This is a genomic window from Rhodocytophaga aerolata (assembly GCF_030503435.1).
Taxonomy (GTDB): domain Bacteria; phylum Bacteroidota; class Bacteroidia; order Cytophagales; family 172606-1; genus Rhodocytophaga; species Rhodocytophaga aerolata.
Map to the genome: position 1 here is coordinate 169,054 of NZ_JAUKPO010000004.1, position 13,799 is coordinate 182,852.

A 13,799-nucleotide genomic window follows, 5' to 3' on the forward strand; every position below is an offset into this window, starting at 1 on the left:
GCTTTATTGCTTGATTACCCAAAACTTTTTTATACATATATTTCTAAAACTGTATCTAAAAATAATAGGGGTAAGCTAGTATATATGTCAAGTAACTAGCTCACTCCTTACGTTAGATAAGATGCCGTTTGTTCAACCAGCTACCTGTTCTTATACTACAATGTTTAATTCTGATGGAGGTGGCGGCAATTCACTCATCCCGGTTACTTCTTTGCCGGCATCTTCCACTTTAGTAGAGGTAACACCAATAGAAGCACTTACCCAGGTAAAGAACTTAGCTATACTCTGACTGTCGGCTGTATCCAGGCTTACCACATTTTCAGTTATTTGTTTGAGCAGGTTAGAATCTGCGGCATTTCCGGCTGCACAAGCTACCGTATAGGCTGTTTTGCGTTTTTTGAATTCCTCCAGGCCACTCTGCCAGTCATCGGTGGGAATACCATCGGTCATAATGAATACCAAAGGTTTCCAGTCACCCTTTTGCTCAGCAGTGGTTTTCGTTACTTCGTTATCTATACAGGTTGAAACCAGCTTTAAAGCTTCTCCCAGATTCGTGGTGCCAGTTGCCTTGATATCTACCATCTGAAAAGAAGCTAAATCGGTTAATGGGACTATCTGCCGGGCAGTGCTATCAAAGGTAATAATGCTGATATAAGCCGTTTCAATAGCTTGCGGATTCTGACGCAATGAACTTATCATCACTTGTACGCCGTTTTTTACAGCTTCTATGGGTTCTCCGGTCATTGAGCCGGAAGTATCTAATACTAAATAGACTGGTAGTCTTCTCATGTTTATGCGTGGTTTAGTTTTACAAAGTCAGGATAGGCAATGGAAACAGCTATTCGTATATTTAACAAATCTGCTCTGTTATTCTTCCTGGTTAAGAATACATGCTTCATGTACCAGTTGATAGTTGTTCCCAAACTTAAACGTAGCCCTCTATTCAAAGTTTCTTCTGTGCGGCGTAAACATTGGTTTATCCACAGCTTTCTACCTTGGAAGACTATGCTGAGCCAATGTTCCGGTAAGAACGCATAGGGAGGTACGCAGCATGGCAATTCTGTTATATGCGGAAATCCTTATACTCATATAAAATTCAAATTACTTACTAACTTTCAACAGAAGACTATTTTTGATAAGGCTGTTATCAATTACTAGTCTATCTGCTTTTTATTTTGGTATACGTTAATGGCTAGTGTTTTTCTGCTGTGTTTTTCCAGTAAAAGGTTTCTTACAAAAAGTGTCTACCGTACAAACCGAAAGATTTTAGGTGTTTGTAGCAACATTCAACGGCTAATACCCAATTTAAAAAGTAGGTATAACTTCAGTTTCCCCATCTGCGTCTGAGAGGTAATATGATAAAAGAGGTATTTCGTAGTATGCCTATTTGAGGGTTAAGTGGGTTAGAATTGGTTATTATTTTTATTTCAAACTATTCCAGCAACTGTGAAAAAGAAGGCTGTTATGCAGCCTTCTTTTTTTATGGATATATTTAGCAAAAACCTATAAACACGATCTTCTCCACCTACTTTACTTACAAACATTGCTAAGGCTGACTTAACCAAACCTAAATTGATGTTAGGTACCTGTTCATAGAATTTCAATACTTTTATCCATTGGTAAATCAAATTTACGGGTAGGCAGCCTTTCTTGCTTGACCTATAAGTACATTAATACAAGATAGATACATCGAGAGGGTAAATTCATCCAGTAAACTTTTGTCAGAAAAAACATTCAGCCCTCACGAAATTTTCTTCACCACTGGGGTTTTCAAAACGATGGACTATCTTCCTGTAAGTCAATGGGGCTTATCTCCTACTCTACCCTGCTATCTTTAAACCAAAGCCTTTTTAATGCTTTTCTTCTGACAAAAATTTGCACTGGTCCATTATTTAATTGACCTTTTCAATTTCCTGTCGTATATTCTTCATACAGTAATTTATTTTATACACTATGAAAAAAGACAAAAACAAAGCTGTTACTAAAGACCCCCAAGTAAACAAAGATAACCAGAGGGCAGATACAGATACTACAGGAATAGCTGCTCAGTTACCTGGCGGGTCGAAGGAGGAAGAAAACCAGATTACGGCCGATAAAGTTACTCCTACACGTGCCGAGGCTACTTCCGATGAGTTAGTTAATGACACCTCCACAAACACCTATGCACAATCGGCGGAAGTGGATTCACTTAAAGTAGTTCAAGAAAATTATCCGGAAGCTGCCACTCAGCAAGATATAGGTGGTAATTCTGCTTCACCAACTCCCTTTTTAGCTACGCCAGAGGTTTTGGCCAGTTCCGTAGAAGAAACTGCCGCAACGCCAATCTCCACCCCGGCTGCCGTAAACGCTGGAAGTGAAGGACAGATCCGTGAGGCTGATACCAGCTCACCGACTGCTAAAAAAACTATTACCGGAAGTGCAAAAAGAAAATCATCTCCCAAGCAAGCTGCCCGGATAAGCAGAATATATGGTGTGCTATATAAGGCAGAAAATACCTATTTTATTAAAGAAGGGAATGTGCCTGAGGAGAAGCTTCAATTACGTTATCCACAACAACTGGAAGATCAGCTGGATCAATATAGTGGGCAGTATGTAACCATAGCAGGCGAGCTGGCGCAGAAAAACAAAGCCGGTTCTTATCCTACTTTACATGTTCATAAACTTGCCTCACATGATCAGATCGGTCGAAGAGCTTATGAACTTTCCCAGCAAAATCCGGATGCCCATGAAGCCAACTGGCTGAGTGCAGAAAATGAACTGCTCCAACCTTGATCACACAATTATCCTCTCTAATTTGATAGTATAGATTCTCGCCTGCTTGAGAAAAAGATTAGGTAATCTGTCGGAAGGGTATCAGTTTCTGAGATAATGGAGGTTATTTTTTAACGTAAGACAGGGAATCATAGCAGAGTGTATTGAGCTGTTTCCCTGTCTTGCTTCTTTGAAGGCTTGATCAAAAGGTTACATCTCTTTTGTTTGCAAGAATTCCCTGCCTAACGCTACTCTCTGCATACACTAATAGTCAGATCCATTTACAGAGTCTTTGTATCCTAGTAACTTTATGTAGACATACTTGCCTTTTGGTATAAAAACAAACAGATAACAGGCTGGGTTTTATATCTATTGACCATTGTTTTCTGTGGAGAGGTTGATAAAGCAGGAAAAATTCTGTAGTATAGAAAACCTAAACACGATAGCTACAAAATCCTGCTGAGCCTCCAAGACTAGTATACAGCATAGAAACGTGCTGCTTTCGTTTTATCAATCTATGTAAATTCATATCAATGAAGAAACCAAAGAAGCCATTAGCAGCAGAGCATGTACATTCTTTGCCTAATGCCCCCTATGCAGAATTCCTTATTGAAATGGCCGAACAAATTAACCAGGTAGTTTTTGTTTTTGATATTGCCACCAGCCAGTTTCTTTACCTAAACCCTTCTTTCGAGTCAATCTGGACACTGACACGGGAAAGTGTTAGTACCCACCCAGAAAACGTGGTAAAAAGTATTCATAAAGATGATCTGGATTTTCTAACCAATGCGTATCAGGAATTGAAGGGAGGAACCCAACAAAATGTGGAATTCCGGATTAACCATCCTGATGGCTCGGAAAGCACCATTCGCCTGTCTGCTTTCCTGATAAAAACCAGAACAGGCAGGGTTGCTGTAGCAGGCTTTGCAACCGATGTTACCGAATACAAAAAATACAGTGACATATTGAAAAGACATGCGGCAAAGAAAAACTCTATTTTAGAAATTCTATCGCATGATCTGGCTGGGCCGCTTGGCTCTATTCAGGGCTTAGCCACCATACTAGAAGGGAATACGCAAAAAAAAGAAGATATAGAAATTTTGCAGCTCATTAAAGAAACCAGTACAAGAGGCATTACGCTGATTAGAGATTTTGTTAAGCAAGAGTTTTTAGAATCGGCTGATATAGAACTGATTAAAACACGCGTAGAACTGGTTTCTAAAATTCAGCAGATAATTGAGCAGTATAAACTGTCAGAACAAAATATTGCCAAAACCTTTCATTTCAGCTCATCCAGAGAAAAAATATATGCCGAGATAGACGAGGTAAAATTTATGCAGGTTATTAATAATCTCATCTCGAATGCCATTAAATTTACCTATGATGGCGGAGTAATTACTACAAGGATAGAGGATAAGAACAAATCTGTTGTGATAAGCATCCAGGACGATGGCATTGGCATCCCAGAACACTTGCGGGAAGGATTATTTGAGAAATTTACTAAAGCCAGAAGGCCCGGAATCAAAGGCGAACCATCAGTAGGACTGGGTATGTCCATCACAAAAACCATTGTCGAATGGCATGATGGAACAATTGGGTTTGAAAGCAAAGAAAACAAGGGCACAACCTTTTATATTGAAATACCCAAAGAAAAGTCCATTTCAACATAATATGGATATATCCTGTTGATGATTCCAACCTGAAACTACTCCTTACCCCATACAGCAGTTAACCTGTACAGACTTGCACCCGAACATTGATAGGAGAAAGACTCAGTTTGACCGCAGGAATCTTCAGGCTATTAGCCCTAGCATCTAACCATTGGGTGCATCCATACACCTTCTCCGATTCTAAAAAGTAGGTACGGAACGATAGCAAGAGTAAGTATGGCTTCCCAATTCCCAGTAATCTGAACAATTCCCGGATGTTGTTTAGGCTCAGAATATTGCCTATTCAATAGTTCTGTTTGTGGCAGGCTTTGTTATTGCTTCAGAGAAGCTTTGGAGAACACATGGTCTGGTATGGGCTGGTCGAATTTTATATCCATCATTTTCATTTCGGTACCTTTTCCCCCTTTCAGAATATCTTTGTAAATAACTGTTGTCGGAAACCAGCGGCCATCAATCTGCTTTACATCTTTTAGCTCTACCAGTTTGAGTTGCTGGCCACTTTTCGCATAGAGCTCCTGTTTCAACGGTACAAAACGCTCGGCATCTACCCATATCTTCTGGGAATAGTATGCCACATCGGCCACCTTTGAGGTAAGTTCAAGCACGTTACAGGTTCTGTCCTCTATTTTTTCTTCACCGCTTATTTTTGCCGTATAAATATCAGTCAGTTTGCGGTCTTCCATCATGTCTTCATAGGAAAGGTCCGAGCCCATAACCGATTGCCGGAGCAGGTGCCCGGAAATCTGAATGATCCGGTCGGTAGAGGGAGAAAAAATCCACAACTGATTTTCCAGCTTGAGCATTTTGGTGCCTTGCTCACTGGCTGGAGACAAATATTCTGTATAGGATTTTTTTGTGCCGACGGCCCATGTTTTGGAGGTAAGGGTACGGCTGCTGCGTTTCCCATGAATGGTCATGCTGGATTCGGATATCCGGTTGGTGGATGACATGTTCTGATCTACCTTTGTTAAGATCGTCTGCGCATCCTGACTGTTGGCCTGGTAAACAATAAAACAGGTAAAAAGTAAAAGGATTAATTTTTTCATTGTATTTGGTTTATGCTAATTACTCGAGTTCTTTAAAGAGCTGGGCTGTTTTGCGTTTGTAAATCCCGATTCCTGCCAGGGCATTGCCTAGTACCACAGAAAAAATACCGGGAATAAAGCCAATATAAAAAGCGGTTGGGGTAATGGCTGCACGAACCACGGAAGGCATCATTAAGGTAGAGTTTTTCATAGACCCGCCTATATCCACGCCTACTTCCTGCAGGTAATAAGATATGGATAAGCCAATGCCTGTGCCTATCACCGAGCCGATGGTTCCAATGAGTATGCCTTCATAAATAAGCGTAGCATAAATATGGTTTTTTTCTTCTCCTAAAGCCAGGCGGACACCAAACTCAGTATACCTGCGAAGGCCACCCAACAATCCGGTATTCCACAATACCACCGACATGGCCAGTACAAACACAAAAACCATAAGGCTACCCATGGTAGTGGAATAGTCGATGTATTCCGCCATGCCTCCCTGATCGCGTAAACGGAGCATAACCGGGGCAAATTCATCCGTATTTTGAGTATACTTGGCATTGAAGGAAGTAGTGATGGCTGTGGCTTTTGCATTATCGTATTGATTGGTAGTGAAATAACCCAGTATTTCCCCGGCAGCATCTTCCATACCCAAGGCCTGCTGTGCGTCGGCCATGTCTATAATAATGGCTCCCCGGTCCAGGACATTCGATCCAAAGCGGACTGTACCGGATACCACAAAGTTTTTAAAAGCCATGCTGCCCTCCATGGTGGAGCCAAAAAGGGTAAACTCATCTCCGGGATTTACCTTGAATTTCTCGGCAAAATCATGTGTTATTAGCGCCTCACCTGCGGTAGAAGGAAGTTTTCCATTCACTAAGGATTTCTTTATATTAAACCGCGTTGCTTCCTTTGAACCAGCAGATAACAAATCCACTGCCCAGCCCACCACCGGTCCCTGGGCACGAGTTTCGCCTTGTTCGTCCGGAAAATCAATCATGCCTCCGAAGCGGATACGTTTTACCCAGTCCATGTCCGGGTAAGTCTTTTTCAACTGCTCAGTGAGAGTATCTGCCCCTAAAATGGCCAGGTCGTTGGGCATCTGTTGAGCCTCCTGCGCATACGCCCGGGTCATTACTTTTACATGTCCGGTATCAAAGTTGGCATTCATCACCAAAGACTCCCCCATAACGCCTTTCAGCCAGCAGTTCAATAACACCGTCAGGGAAACGCCGATACAAACCACGATTACTGGCAGCAGACTTCTGCTTTTGTCGCCCAGTATTCCTTTTAACAAAAAACGGATCATTGTATTTTTCCTTTTAACGCTTCTGTGGGTTTCATGCTGGAAATTCTTCTGGCCGGAAAATAGCTTACCACGGTAGCAGTAATCACCACCAGCAGGATGGTAGTTACAACCATTCCGGCACTGTACACCGGAATAATGCTGTCTGAGATGGCAATGCCTGCCTCACCAGCCGATTTTGGCATAGGTATACCAGTTTTTGCCAGGTAAGCAAGAAAAGGAATCCCATATAGCGCCCCAAGAAGCAAGGCCAGAAAACTGTGGGCACTTCCTTCCACCGTAAATATGCGTACTACTTCTGCACGCGTCATGCCTAAGGCGATATAGGTGCCAATTTCTTTTTGCCTTCGGAACACAGATAATACTTGTGTGTCGAAAATAGCCAGCAGGGCAATAGCCAGCAGCAAAAAGTAAATGACTTTGCTGCTGCCTTTTTTACTATCCATAATTTCATTGAACTCTTTGAGAAGAAAATCCAGGTCCCTGGCTTCCCATATCCCTGTTTTTTGTACGGTGTGTGTATTGGCTGCCACCAGCAACGTAGCTTCATTTTCCATGCCTGTCATCTGCTGCAGGTTGCCCAGCGGAATCCAGAACTGCCCGTTGTCCACGGAAGGCACATTGGCATCAAAAACACCCGCAATGTGTATTTCCCGGGCATCAAAAGTTCCGTTCTTATCCCGCCACCGGACGAGTACTTTGTCTCCGGTTTTTAACCGGGCTGATTGGGCCATCCGTTTGCCAATAAGGGCCGGAATCTCTCCGGAATCTTCCTTTAGTAACGAGGTAGGCAGTTTTAGCATTTGCTGGTCCGGATCTATTCCTTTCAGGACAATGTTGATCATCCTTCCTTTCGGATAAGCAGAGGCTTGCGTAATGAGCACAGGGGTAAGTTGTTTGCGTTGTACCAGGGATACTACTTCTCCGGAAAGCGGTGCATGTGCCTCCTGCAGGCTGAACGGATCGTAGCGGTCGTAGGCCGGATGCCATAGCTGCCCATTGCCTACCTCCCATTCTCTGGTGTCTTTTAAGGCTTGCCTGTTCCAGCCGTCAAGCATGCCATTATAGAAAACGATTACCACAAAGGCAAAGGAAAGTACGGCTACATTGAGCCAGGTGCGTAGTCCTGCGCCTAACAAATTTTTGATAGCTAATTGAATGGCTAACATAGACCTTCAGTTTTGTATGTGAAGAACGGCCTCGTCTTTTTCCACCATCCCATCTTTCAGGGAAACAATCCGGTCCAGGTACTGCATGACTTTTTCATCGTGGGTAGAAAAAATAAAGGTGGTATGGAGTTCTTTGTTTAGCTTTTTCATGGTTTGCACAATGTGATGCGAGTTTCTGGCATCCAGGTTGGCAGACGGTTCATCGGCCAGTACCAGTTGCGGCCGTTTAACCATGGCCCTGGCAATAGATACCCGTTGTGACTCTCCACCCGACAGTTGAGAGGGTTTCGATTTGGCTTTATCGGTGAGTCCTACCCATTCGAGGGCTTGCATCACCCATTTTTTTCTTTCATCGGCCGAAAGGTTTTGAAGCAATAGAGCAAACTCCACATTTTCAAAAACCGTGTATACCGGTAGCAGATTATACGATTGAAAAATAAACCCAATGTGGTAGTTTCTCAGTATGGCGGCCTGCTTATGGGTAAGGGTAGCAATCGATTGTCCCATCACTTCTACGCTGCCTTCCGTAGGTGTATCCAGAGAACCGATGATATTGAGCAAGGTGGTTTTGCCTGACCCACTCGGACCCACCAGCCCCATGAATTCTCCTTTATCAATGGTAAGAGAAAGATGTGACAAGGCGGTAAACTCACTGTTGCCCACCGGAAAGCGTTTCGTGAGATTGTCTATCTGAACAATTGGTTTTTCCATGTTTCGTATGTTAATGGTTATAGACCAGCATCACTTGGATGCCTTTACCTGCATATATATTTCCTGCAACCCCTTGTTGCGGCAACTGGGAGTTTACCGGGTTCCAGTACGCCATAGTATAGATGAAAAACTTCTTGAACTGGTGTTTCCAGTTCACAAAATTGTAGGCCTTTTTATTCATCCAGTCGTAATACACAATGGAAGAAAGGTTATCAAACATACCCAGCGGATAAGAAAGTGATACCGCCGACATGGTAATGCTATTCGAAAAAGCAAAAACCCTTTCATCGTAAGAGGAGAGAAATTGTTCATACACCACATTTACTCCATTTCCCCAGCCGAAGGTATAATCAGCGCCTACGGTTATGAGTTCTTGGTTGGTAAAAGCCCCCACATTTTTGCTTTTATGTATCCACACGCCCTCCACCCATACCCCAATGCCTATGTCCCATTTAGCATCCAACCCAATCCGGTTTTCAGGCACCTGTTCCATTTCTGCATTCACGAACTCTCCCATGTCGGCCATCCGGAAATGATACGTTATAGCAGCTTCCCCTTTAGGTACCGGGCTCTGGAAACGGCCTCCTAATTCCGGGTATTTCTGGCTTGTTTTAGCTATTTCCCAGGTTTTTGGCCGGTCATTGCCATATAGCCCCCACAGCCAGATATTGGCATTATTCAGAAAATAATACCTGCCCAGAATGCCCCAGACACCATTGGTTAGTTGCAAGGGATCGCGGGGGTCTACCTGGTCGAACCACATCAGGGGACGCAGCATGGTGGCCGAACCGAAGTTTATCTTTTGCAAGCCGATTCTGGTTTCGAATTGTTTGGCAGAATACCGCCCAAAAATTCTGTATGGCCTGATACTCCCATCGGCAGTGGCACTGTCAAACGGGTGAAATCCTGCCTGACCGCTTATATTGAGTGAACCTTCAAAATCAATGAGTTTATTTTTTGGAAACTGTAAGGTATAATTTGCCTGAGGAATATACCGCCCACCCAGCCAGAGTGGCATCTTATTATCCATATTGATATTTAGCCAGGAGGATATTTGCCCTTTAACTAGCAACGTATCCTGTTTTTGGGTAACCTGCGCAAAGCCATTCCAGGAAATGACCAGGAGCAGAAATATCCTTATGGAAGAAGCAGTTTTCATCTTACCTACTCATGTGGTGAAATGCCATAGACAAAGAAGTTTGTTAACTCCATTACCAGGTCTTGCGGACTGTTATATAAGCTGGAAAGGCGTTTGTCGTTTAACATGTCGCCAACTTTTTGAGACATATAAAACAGGAGTTCCGGCTTCATATCAGCACGTATCCAGCCATCTTGCTGCGCTTGCCTAAAATCGGTCAGCATCTCGTGCCAGGCAGTTTTTGTTTTTTCTTCAATGTAGGTTTTTAATCCCAGCTCAGGATTGGCGTAAAAGTCTTTCAAAAACTCCTGGCTGATCTCATGTACCCCTTCCCGTTTCAAGAGCACGATTTGTTTTATTTTGTCAGCCGAGGAAATATTTGCATGCATAATGCTTCTGAATTTGACTAAACCTTCGTCCACCACCCGATCAAACACAGCTTTGGCTAATTCCAGCTTGTTTGGAAAAAACCGGTAAAACGTCATTTTGCTGATTCCGGCTTCTTTACATATTTCCTGAATAGATACCCGGCTAAAGCCATATTTCCAGAATAACTCTCTGCTAGTCATTAATAATTTGCTATACTTCTGGCTAGTAGTCTGGTCTTTTTCCATTAGAATTTACTAAAACTTAATTAATATTACTAATATAGTATTAAAATACGAATATAGTAACATTTTATATAAAAGTATATTATGTGATTATTTTTTTCAGGATGGGATATTAGCTTACAGGCAAGTACGATAGAGAATGATACACCCGGGATTGAATGTATTGTGTAGCCTCACCACTAGCTGGGCCTATAATTATGAAGTACCCTAAGTATATAGTTTAAGAGAGACCAGCTAACATCCGGTTACTCAATTTCCTGATTAAGCTAGTTACACCCCTAGTAAGCTGAAACATACGGGTTACCTGGATTATATCTTTCTAAAAGTAGTATCGTTCTTTCAGCAAATACCTACTTAAGATTTAGGCTTAAACCTGTTAGGTTTGAAAAACCTAACAGGTTTCTAGGTAGGAAATTATTTCCTATGAAAGTTATTACATGAGGGTATTGATGAAATGAGGTACCAATGGATACTTATAACAATAGAGTATAGTTATTTCTTTATCAGTTTTAGTACGTGTATTTTACCCTCTTCTGATTGCAGCTTGAGCAGATGCATCCCTGGCTTTAAGGATAAAGCCGAAAAATCTATTGTTAGTTCTGCCTGTCCGGCAAGCTGGTATTCATGGCTAAAATAGGTTTTGCCTACTATATCCGTCAGGCTTATCCTCACCTTGCCCTGTTGCCTTTGTGTTGCGATAGATAGTTTATCTGAGAACGGATTAGGAAAGACAATAAATTGATTTTGCGCTGACTCATAATAGCCAGCCAGTCTGGCAGGCGAAGGCACAAAAGGCGACAAGACTGATCCTGGAATCACTTGAATGCTTGTGCTGCTGGGAAGTGTCCAGCCGACAGCCAGATTATCACCATAGACGGCTTCTTTGTGCAAGGCTTCGATGTAGTACTTTTTGCCTTTCTCCAAAGCAATTTCTATGGACTTCTGGGTTGGGAATTTCGTCCATTGTTTGCTGCCGGCATGGCTGGTAATATAGGCTATCTTTTGTTTGCTTGCCGGATTGTCGTTGGTACTCAGCCACAACTCTCCCTGATCATCGGAGGCCAGATAGAAGATGTAATTGCCGGTTACCGGTGGGCAAATATAGCCCCGGATGCGCTGGGCGTAGTTATCGCCAATAGTGGAAGGGGTTTCAAACGAAGTAAGCTGGGTAGAAGAGGTGGGAACAGTGTTGACCGGAATATCACTTACGGCTCCTCCCCTGACATTGGCCCAGTATTCCCGCAATATACTACCGGTAGCCGTACAAGCTACTGGCTCCGGCAAAACGGGTGAGAGAACAGCCCCTGGAATCACTTGAATGCTTGTGCTACCGGGAAGTGTCCAGCCGACAGCCAGATTATCACCATAGACGGCCTCTTTATGCAAGGCTTCGATGTAGTACTTTTTGCCTTTCTCCAAAGCAATTTCTATGGACTTCTGGGTTGGGAATTTCGTCCATTGTTTGCTGCCGGCATGGCTGGTAATATAGGCTATCTTTTGTTTGCTTGCCGGATTGTCGTTGGTACTCAGCCACAACTCTCCCTGATCATCGGAGGCCAGATAGAAGATGTAATTGCCGGTTACCGGTGGGCAAATATAGCCCCGGATGCGCTGGGCGTAGTTATCGCCAATAGTGGAAGGGGTTTCAAACGAAGTAAGCTGGGTAGAAGAGGTGGGAACAGTGTTGACCGGAATATCACTTACGGCTCCTCCCCTGACATTGGCCCAGTATTCCCGCAATATACTACCGGTAGCCGTACAAGATTGGGGTGAATTATCAACCGTCAGATACACCAGCCAATCGTCTCCATCGGTAGGAGAAGCCAGATTCTGCCCCGTAGAGGTTGTGCCACCGGAACGTTGATCTTGCAAGGGATTCTGCCCATTGATCCATTTTACTGCATAGGTTTTCCCGGGTTCCACAGCAATAGAAACAGAACCTCTGACAGGCAGGTATACCAAATACTGCTGTCCTGCCTCGGCCAGACAAAAACCATTGTTTACTGCATTCTGGTCAGGGCTCATTTTAAAGAAGGGCACCGTTTCCATAAAATCCCATACTTTATCCACTATATCATGCCGTGCTTGTACTTTGTCGGCCAGGTTTAAACTCCCACTGAACCCGGAATGATTTCTTCCATTCATATCTCCATAATTCAACGAAGTGGCCGATAACATATGCACCCAGGCATGTTTGCGGATGGTGGTAGCATCAAATTGCCCGGAAGGTTGCAGGGTATTGCCCGGCCACAAATTTTCCTGGGCGTAGACAGGCTTGGTGCCGGTGTGATTTTTCAACAGATACGTATTTAAAGCATACAAATCTGTAATTTCCACCTGAAGCGTTGCATAGCCTGCCCATGATTGATACCTATAAGGATCATCTCCATCTTTATTATGGTTGCCAACCGGGTGTTTAAATGGGTCTCTTATTTGTATCTCAGCTCCCACCCGGTTAACTTTGCTACTGGTAATATAATTATCATAATTTGCTTCCGAACCAGATGCATTAAGTAAAATGTTCCAATACGGAGCAAGCCGGGCCAGATAATACTTTACCAACAGTATTTCCTCTTCTTCGTTACTGGGAATGGCCTCATCCCTCGGAAAAAGCCCCCCAAAAGAATAAAAGATAATTTGCCGGGCAGCCAACTCATTTAGTACTTTTTCAATCTGCTGGTAAGCCCTAGCACTTAAGGGCCATAGGTCCGGAATATCATACACTGCATCGTAAAAGTCATTTACCGATAGCATATTATAGCCTTGCCCATTTACCCAGTCCAGAAATGATTTTCTATCGGTATCAGAAAAATTATACGCCAGGAGAGGTGGGCCGCCATGAAAACTACGCACCAGTGTATGCTTTCCGCCTTTGAAACCAAACCACCTGGGATTAGTCTCATCTTTAGAGAACATGCCTGGAATAGAAGAGGCAACACAGGTAAACGTGCCACTACTTCCAGGCGATCCATCTGAAAAAGTGGCCTGATAAGCCCATTCTCCCAATTGGTCAGGCATAAAACGGATGCGCCAGGTATTCTCTCCATCATAAAAACCCCAGAAGTTAACACTACTTCCATCTGGCTTTGTATAGGTTACATCTAAGGTAACATCATTGTATGCATCGGTATAGACAGTTGGATTAGTTAGGGAAGCTTCAAACCGGTCCCATTGGCCCACTGTTACCTGAGCATTTGCTATGGAAGACATTCCATATAGCAGGAGTATTATTAGATACAGATACAAAGACACACGGCAGGCATGCATCTTGATTAATGTGTGGGATTCTTTCTGTGTAGATTGGGTAGGTAATGGTGTGCACATAATTGAAACGTTCATGTGATAAAAATATAACTAACTAACTCCTGCCTTTTCTCCTAGAGCAGTTGTACTGGGTGAAGAGAAATACATTATT

At 43.1% G+C, this 13,799-nt stretch carries 10 protein-coding genes; 2 read left to right on the top strand and 8 right to left on the bottom strand.

From position 1 onward, the window contains the following. Nucleotides 1-150: 150 nt before the first annotated feature. Nucleotides 151-789, bottom strand: coding sequence for a vWA domain-containing protein (locus tag Q0590_RS09535; protein WP_302037293.1), 639 nt, complete (start codon nt 787-789; stop codon nt 151-153). A gap of 1,164 nt (nt 790-1,953) precedes the next feature. Between Q0590_RS09535 and Q0590_RS09540 the strand changes: the two genes are divergently transcribed. Together Q0590_RS09540 and Q0590_RS09545 are read left to right on the top strand one after the other, a co-directional pair. After that, nucleotides 1,954-2,772, top strand: coding sequence for a hypothetical protein (locus Q0590_RS09540; protein ID WP_302037294.1), 819 nt, complete (start codon nt 1,954-1,956; stop codon nt 2,770-2,772). Nucleotides 2,773-3,284: 512 nt separating this feature from the next. Next, on the top strand, nt 3,285-4,421 hold the full coding sequence (locus Q0590_RS09545; RefSeq protein ID WP_302037295.1) for a PAS domain-containing sensor histidine kinase: 1,137 nt from the start codon (nt 3,285-3,287) through the stop codon (nt 4,419-4,421). Nucleotides 4,422-4,732: 311 nt separating this feature from the next. On the opposite strand, the gene Q0590_RS09550 is transcribed toward Q0590_RS09545, so the two are convergent. From Q0590_RS09550 to Q0590_RS09580, 7 genes are all read right to left on the bottom strand, one after another. Then, nucleotides 4,733-5,467 carry an outer membrane lipoprotein-sorting protein gene (locus Q0590_RS09550; protein ID WP_302037296.1) on the bottom strand — a complete coding sequence of 245 codons (735 nt, stop codon included), beginning with the start codon at nt 5,465-5,467 and terminating at the stop codon, nt 4,733-4,735. Nucleotides 5,468-5,486: 19 nt separating this feature from the next. After that, nucleotides 5,487-6,758 (bottom strand): ABC transporter permease, encoded by a 1,272-nt coding sequence (locus Q0590_RS09555; protein WP_302037297.1) that lies wholly within the window; start codon nt 6,756-6,758, stop codon nt 5,487-5,489. Continuing rightward, a complete protein-coding gene (locus tag Q0590_RS09560; protein ID WP_302037298.1) occupies nt 6,755-7,924 on the bottom strand; it encodes an ABC transporter permease in 1,170 nt (389 codons plus the stop codon). Before Q0590_RS09560 ends, Q0590_RS09555 begins: the two co-directional genes overlap by 4 nt. Before the next feature lie 6 nt (nt 7,925-7,930). Then, nucleotides 7,931-8,635 (bottom strand): ABC transporter ATP-binding protein, encoded by a 705-nt coding sequence (locus Q0590_RS09565; RefSeq protein ID WP_302037299.1) that lies wholly within the window; start codon nt 8,633-8,635, stop codon nt 7,931-7,933. A gap of 10 nt (nt 8,636-8,645) precedes the next feature. Then, on the bottom strand, nt 8,646-9,794 hold the full coding sequence (locus Q0590_RS09570; protein ID WP_302037300.1) for a hypothetical protein: 1,149 nt from the start codon (nt 9,792-9,794) through the stop codon (nt 8,646-8,648). 5 nt (nt 9,795-9,799) lie between these two features. Then, on the bottom strand, nt 9,800-10,387 hold the full coding sequence (locus tag Q0590_RS09575; protein ID WP_302037301.1) for a TetR/AcrR family transcriptional regulator: 588 nt from the start codon (nt 10,385-10,387) through the stop codon (nt 9,800-9,802). A 489-nt stretch (nt 10,388-10,876) separates the two neighbouring features. Continuing rightward, complete coding sequence (locus Q0590_RS09580; protein WP_302037302.1) at nt 10,877-13,708, bottom strand: PA14 domain-containing protein; 2,832 nt, start codon at nt 13,706-13,708, stop codon at nt 10,877-10,879. Nucleotides 13,709-13,799: the final 91 nt, after the last annotated feature.

Bases quoted from the DNA above. Each gene is read 5' to 3' on its own strand.
- Q0590_RS09580 (WP_302037302.1), bottom strand. From the start codon at position 13,708: ATGTGCACACCATTACCTACCCAATCTACACAGAAAGAATCCCACACA.
- Q0590_RS09555 (WP_302037297.1), bottom strand. From the start codon at position 6,758: ATGATCCGTTTTTTGTTAAAAGGAATACTGGGCGACAAAAGCAGAAGT.
- Q0590_RS09545 (WP_302037295.1), top strand. From the start codon at position 3,285: ATGAAGAAACCAAAGAAGCCATTAGCAGCAGAGCATGTACATTCTTTG.
- Q0590_RS09570 (WP_302037300.1), bottom strand. From the start codon at position 9,794: ATGAAAACTGCTTCTTCCATAAGGATATTTCTGCTCCTGGTCATTTCC.
- Q0590_RS09550 (WP_302037296.1), bottom strand. From the start codon at position 5,467: ATGAAAAAATTAATCCTTTTACTTTTTACCTGTTTTATTGTTTACCAG.
- Q0590_RS09540 (WP_302037294.1), top strand. From the start codon at position 1,954: ATGAAAAAAGACAAAAACAAAGCTGTTACTAAAGACCCCCAAGTAAAC.
- Q0590_RS09560 (WP_302037298.1), bottom strand. From the start codon at position 7,924: ATGTTAGCCATTCAATTAGCTATCAAAAATTTGTTAGGCGCAGGACTA.
- Q0590_RS09575 (WP_302037301.1), bottom strand. From the start codon at position 10,387: ATGGAAAAAGACCAGACTACTAGCCAGAAGTATAGCAAATTATTAATG.
- Q0590_RS09565 (WP_302037299.1), bottom strand. From the start codon at position 8,635: ATGGAAAAACCAATTGTTCAGATAGACAATCTCACGAAACGCTTTCCG.
- Q0590_RS09535 (WP_302037293.1), bottom strand. From the start codon at position 789: ATGAGAAGACTACCAGTCTATTTAGTATTAGATACTTCCGGCTCAATG.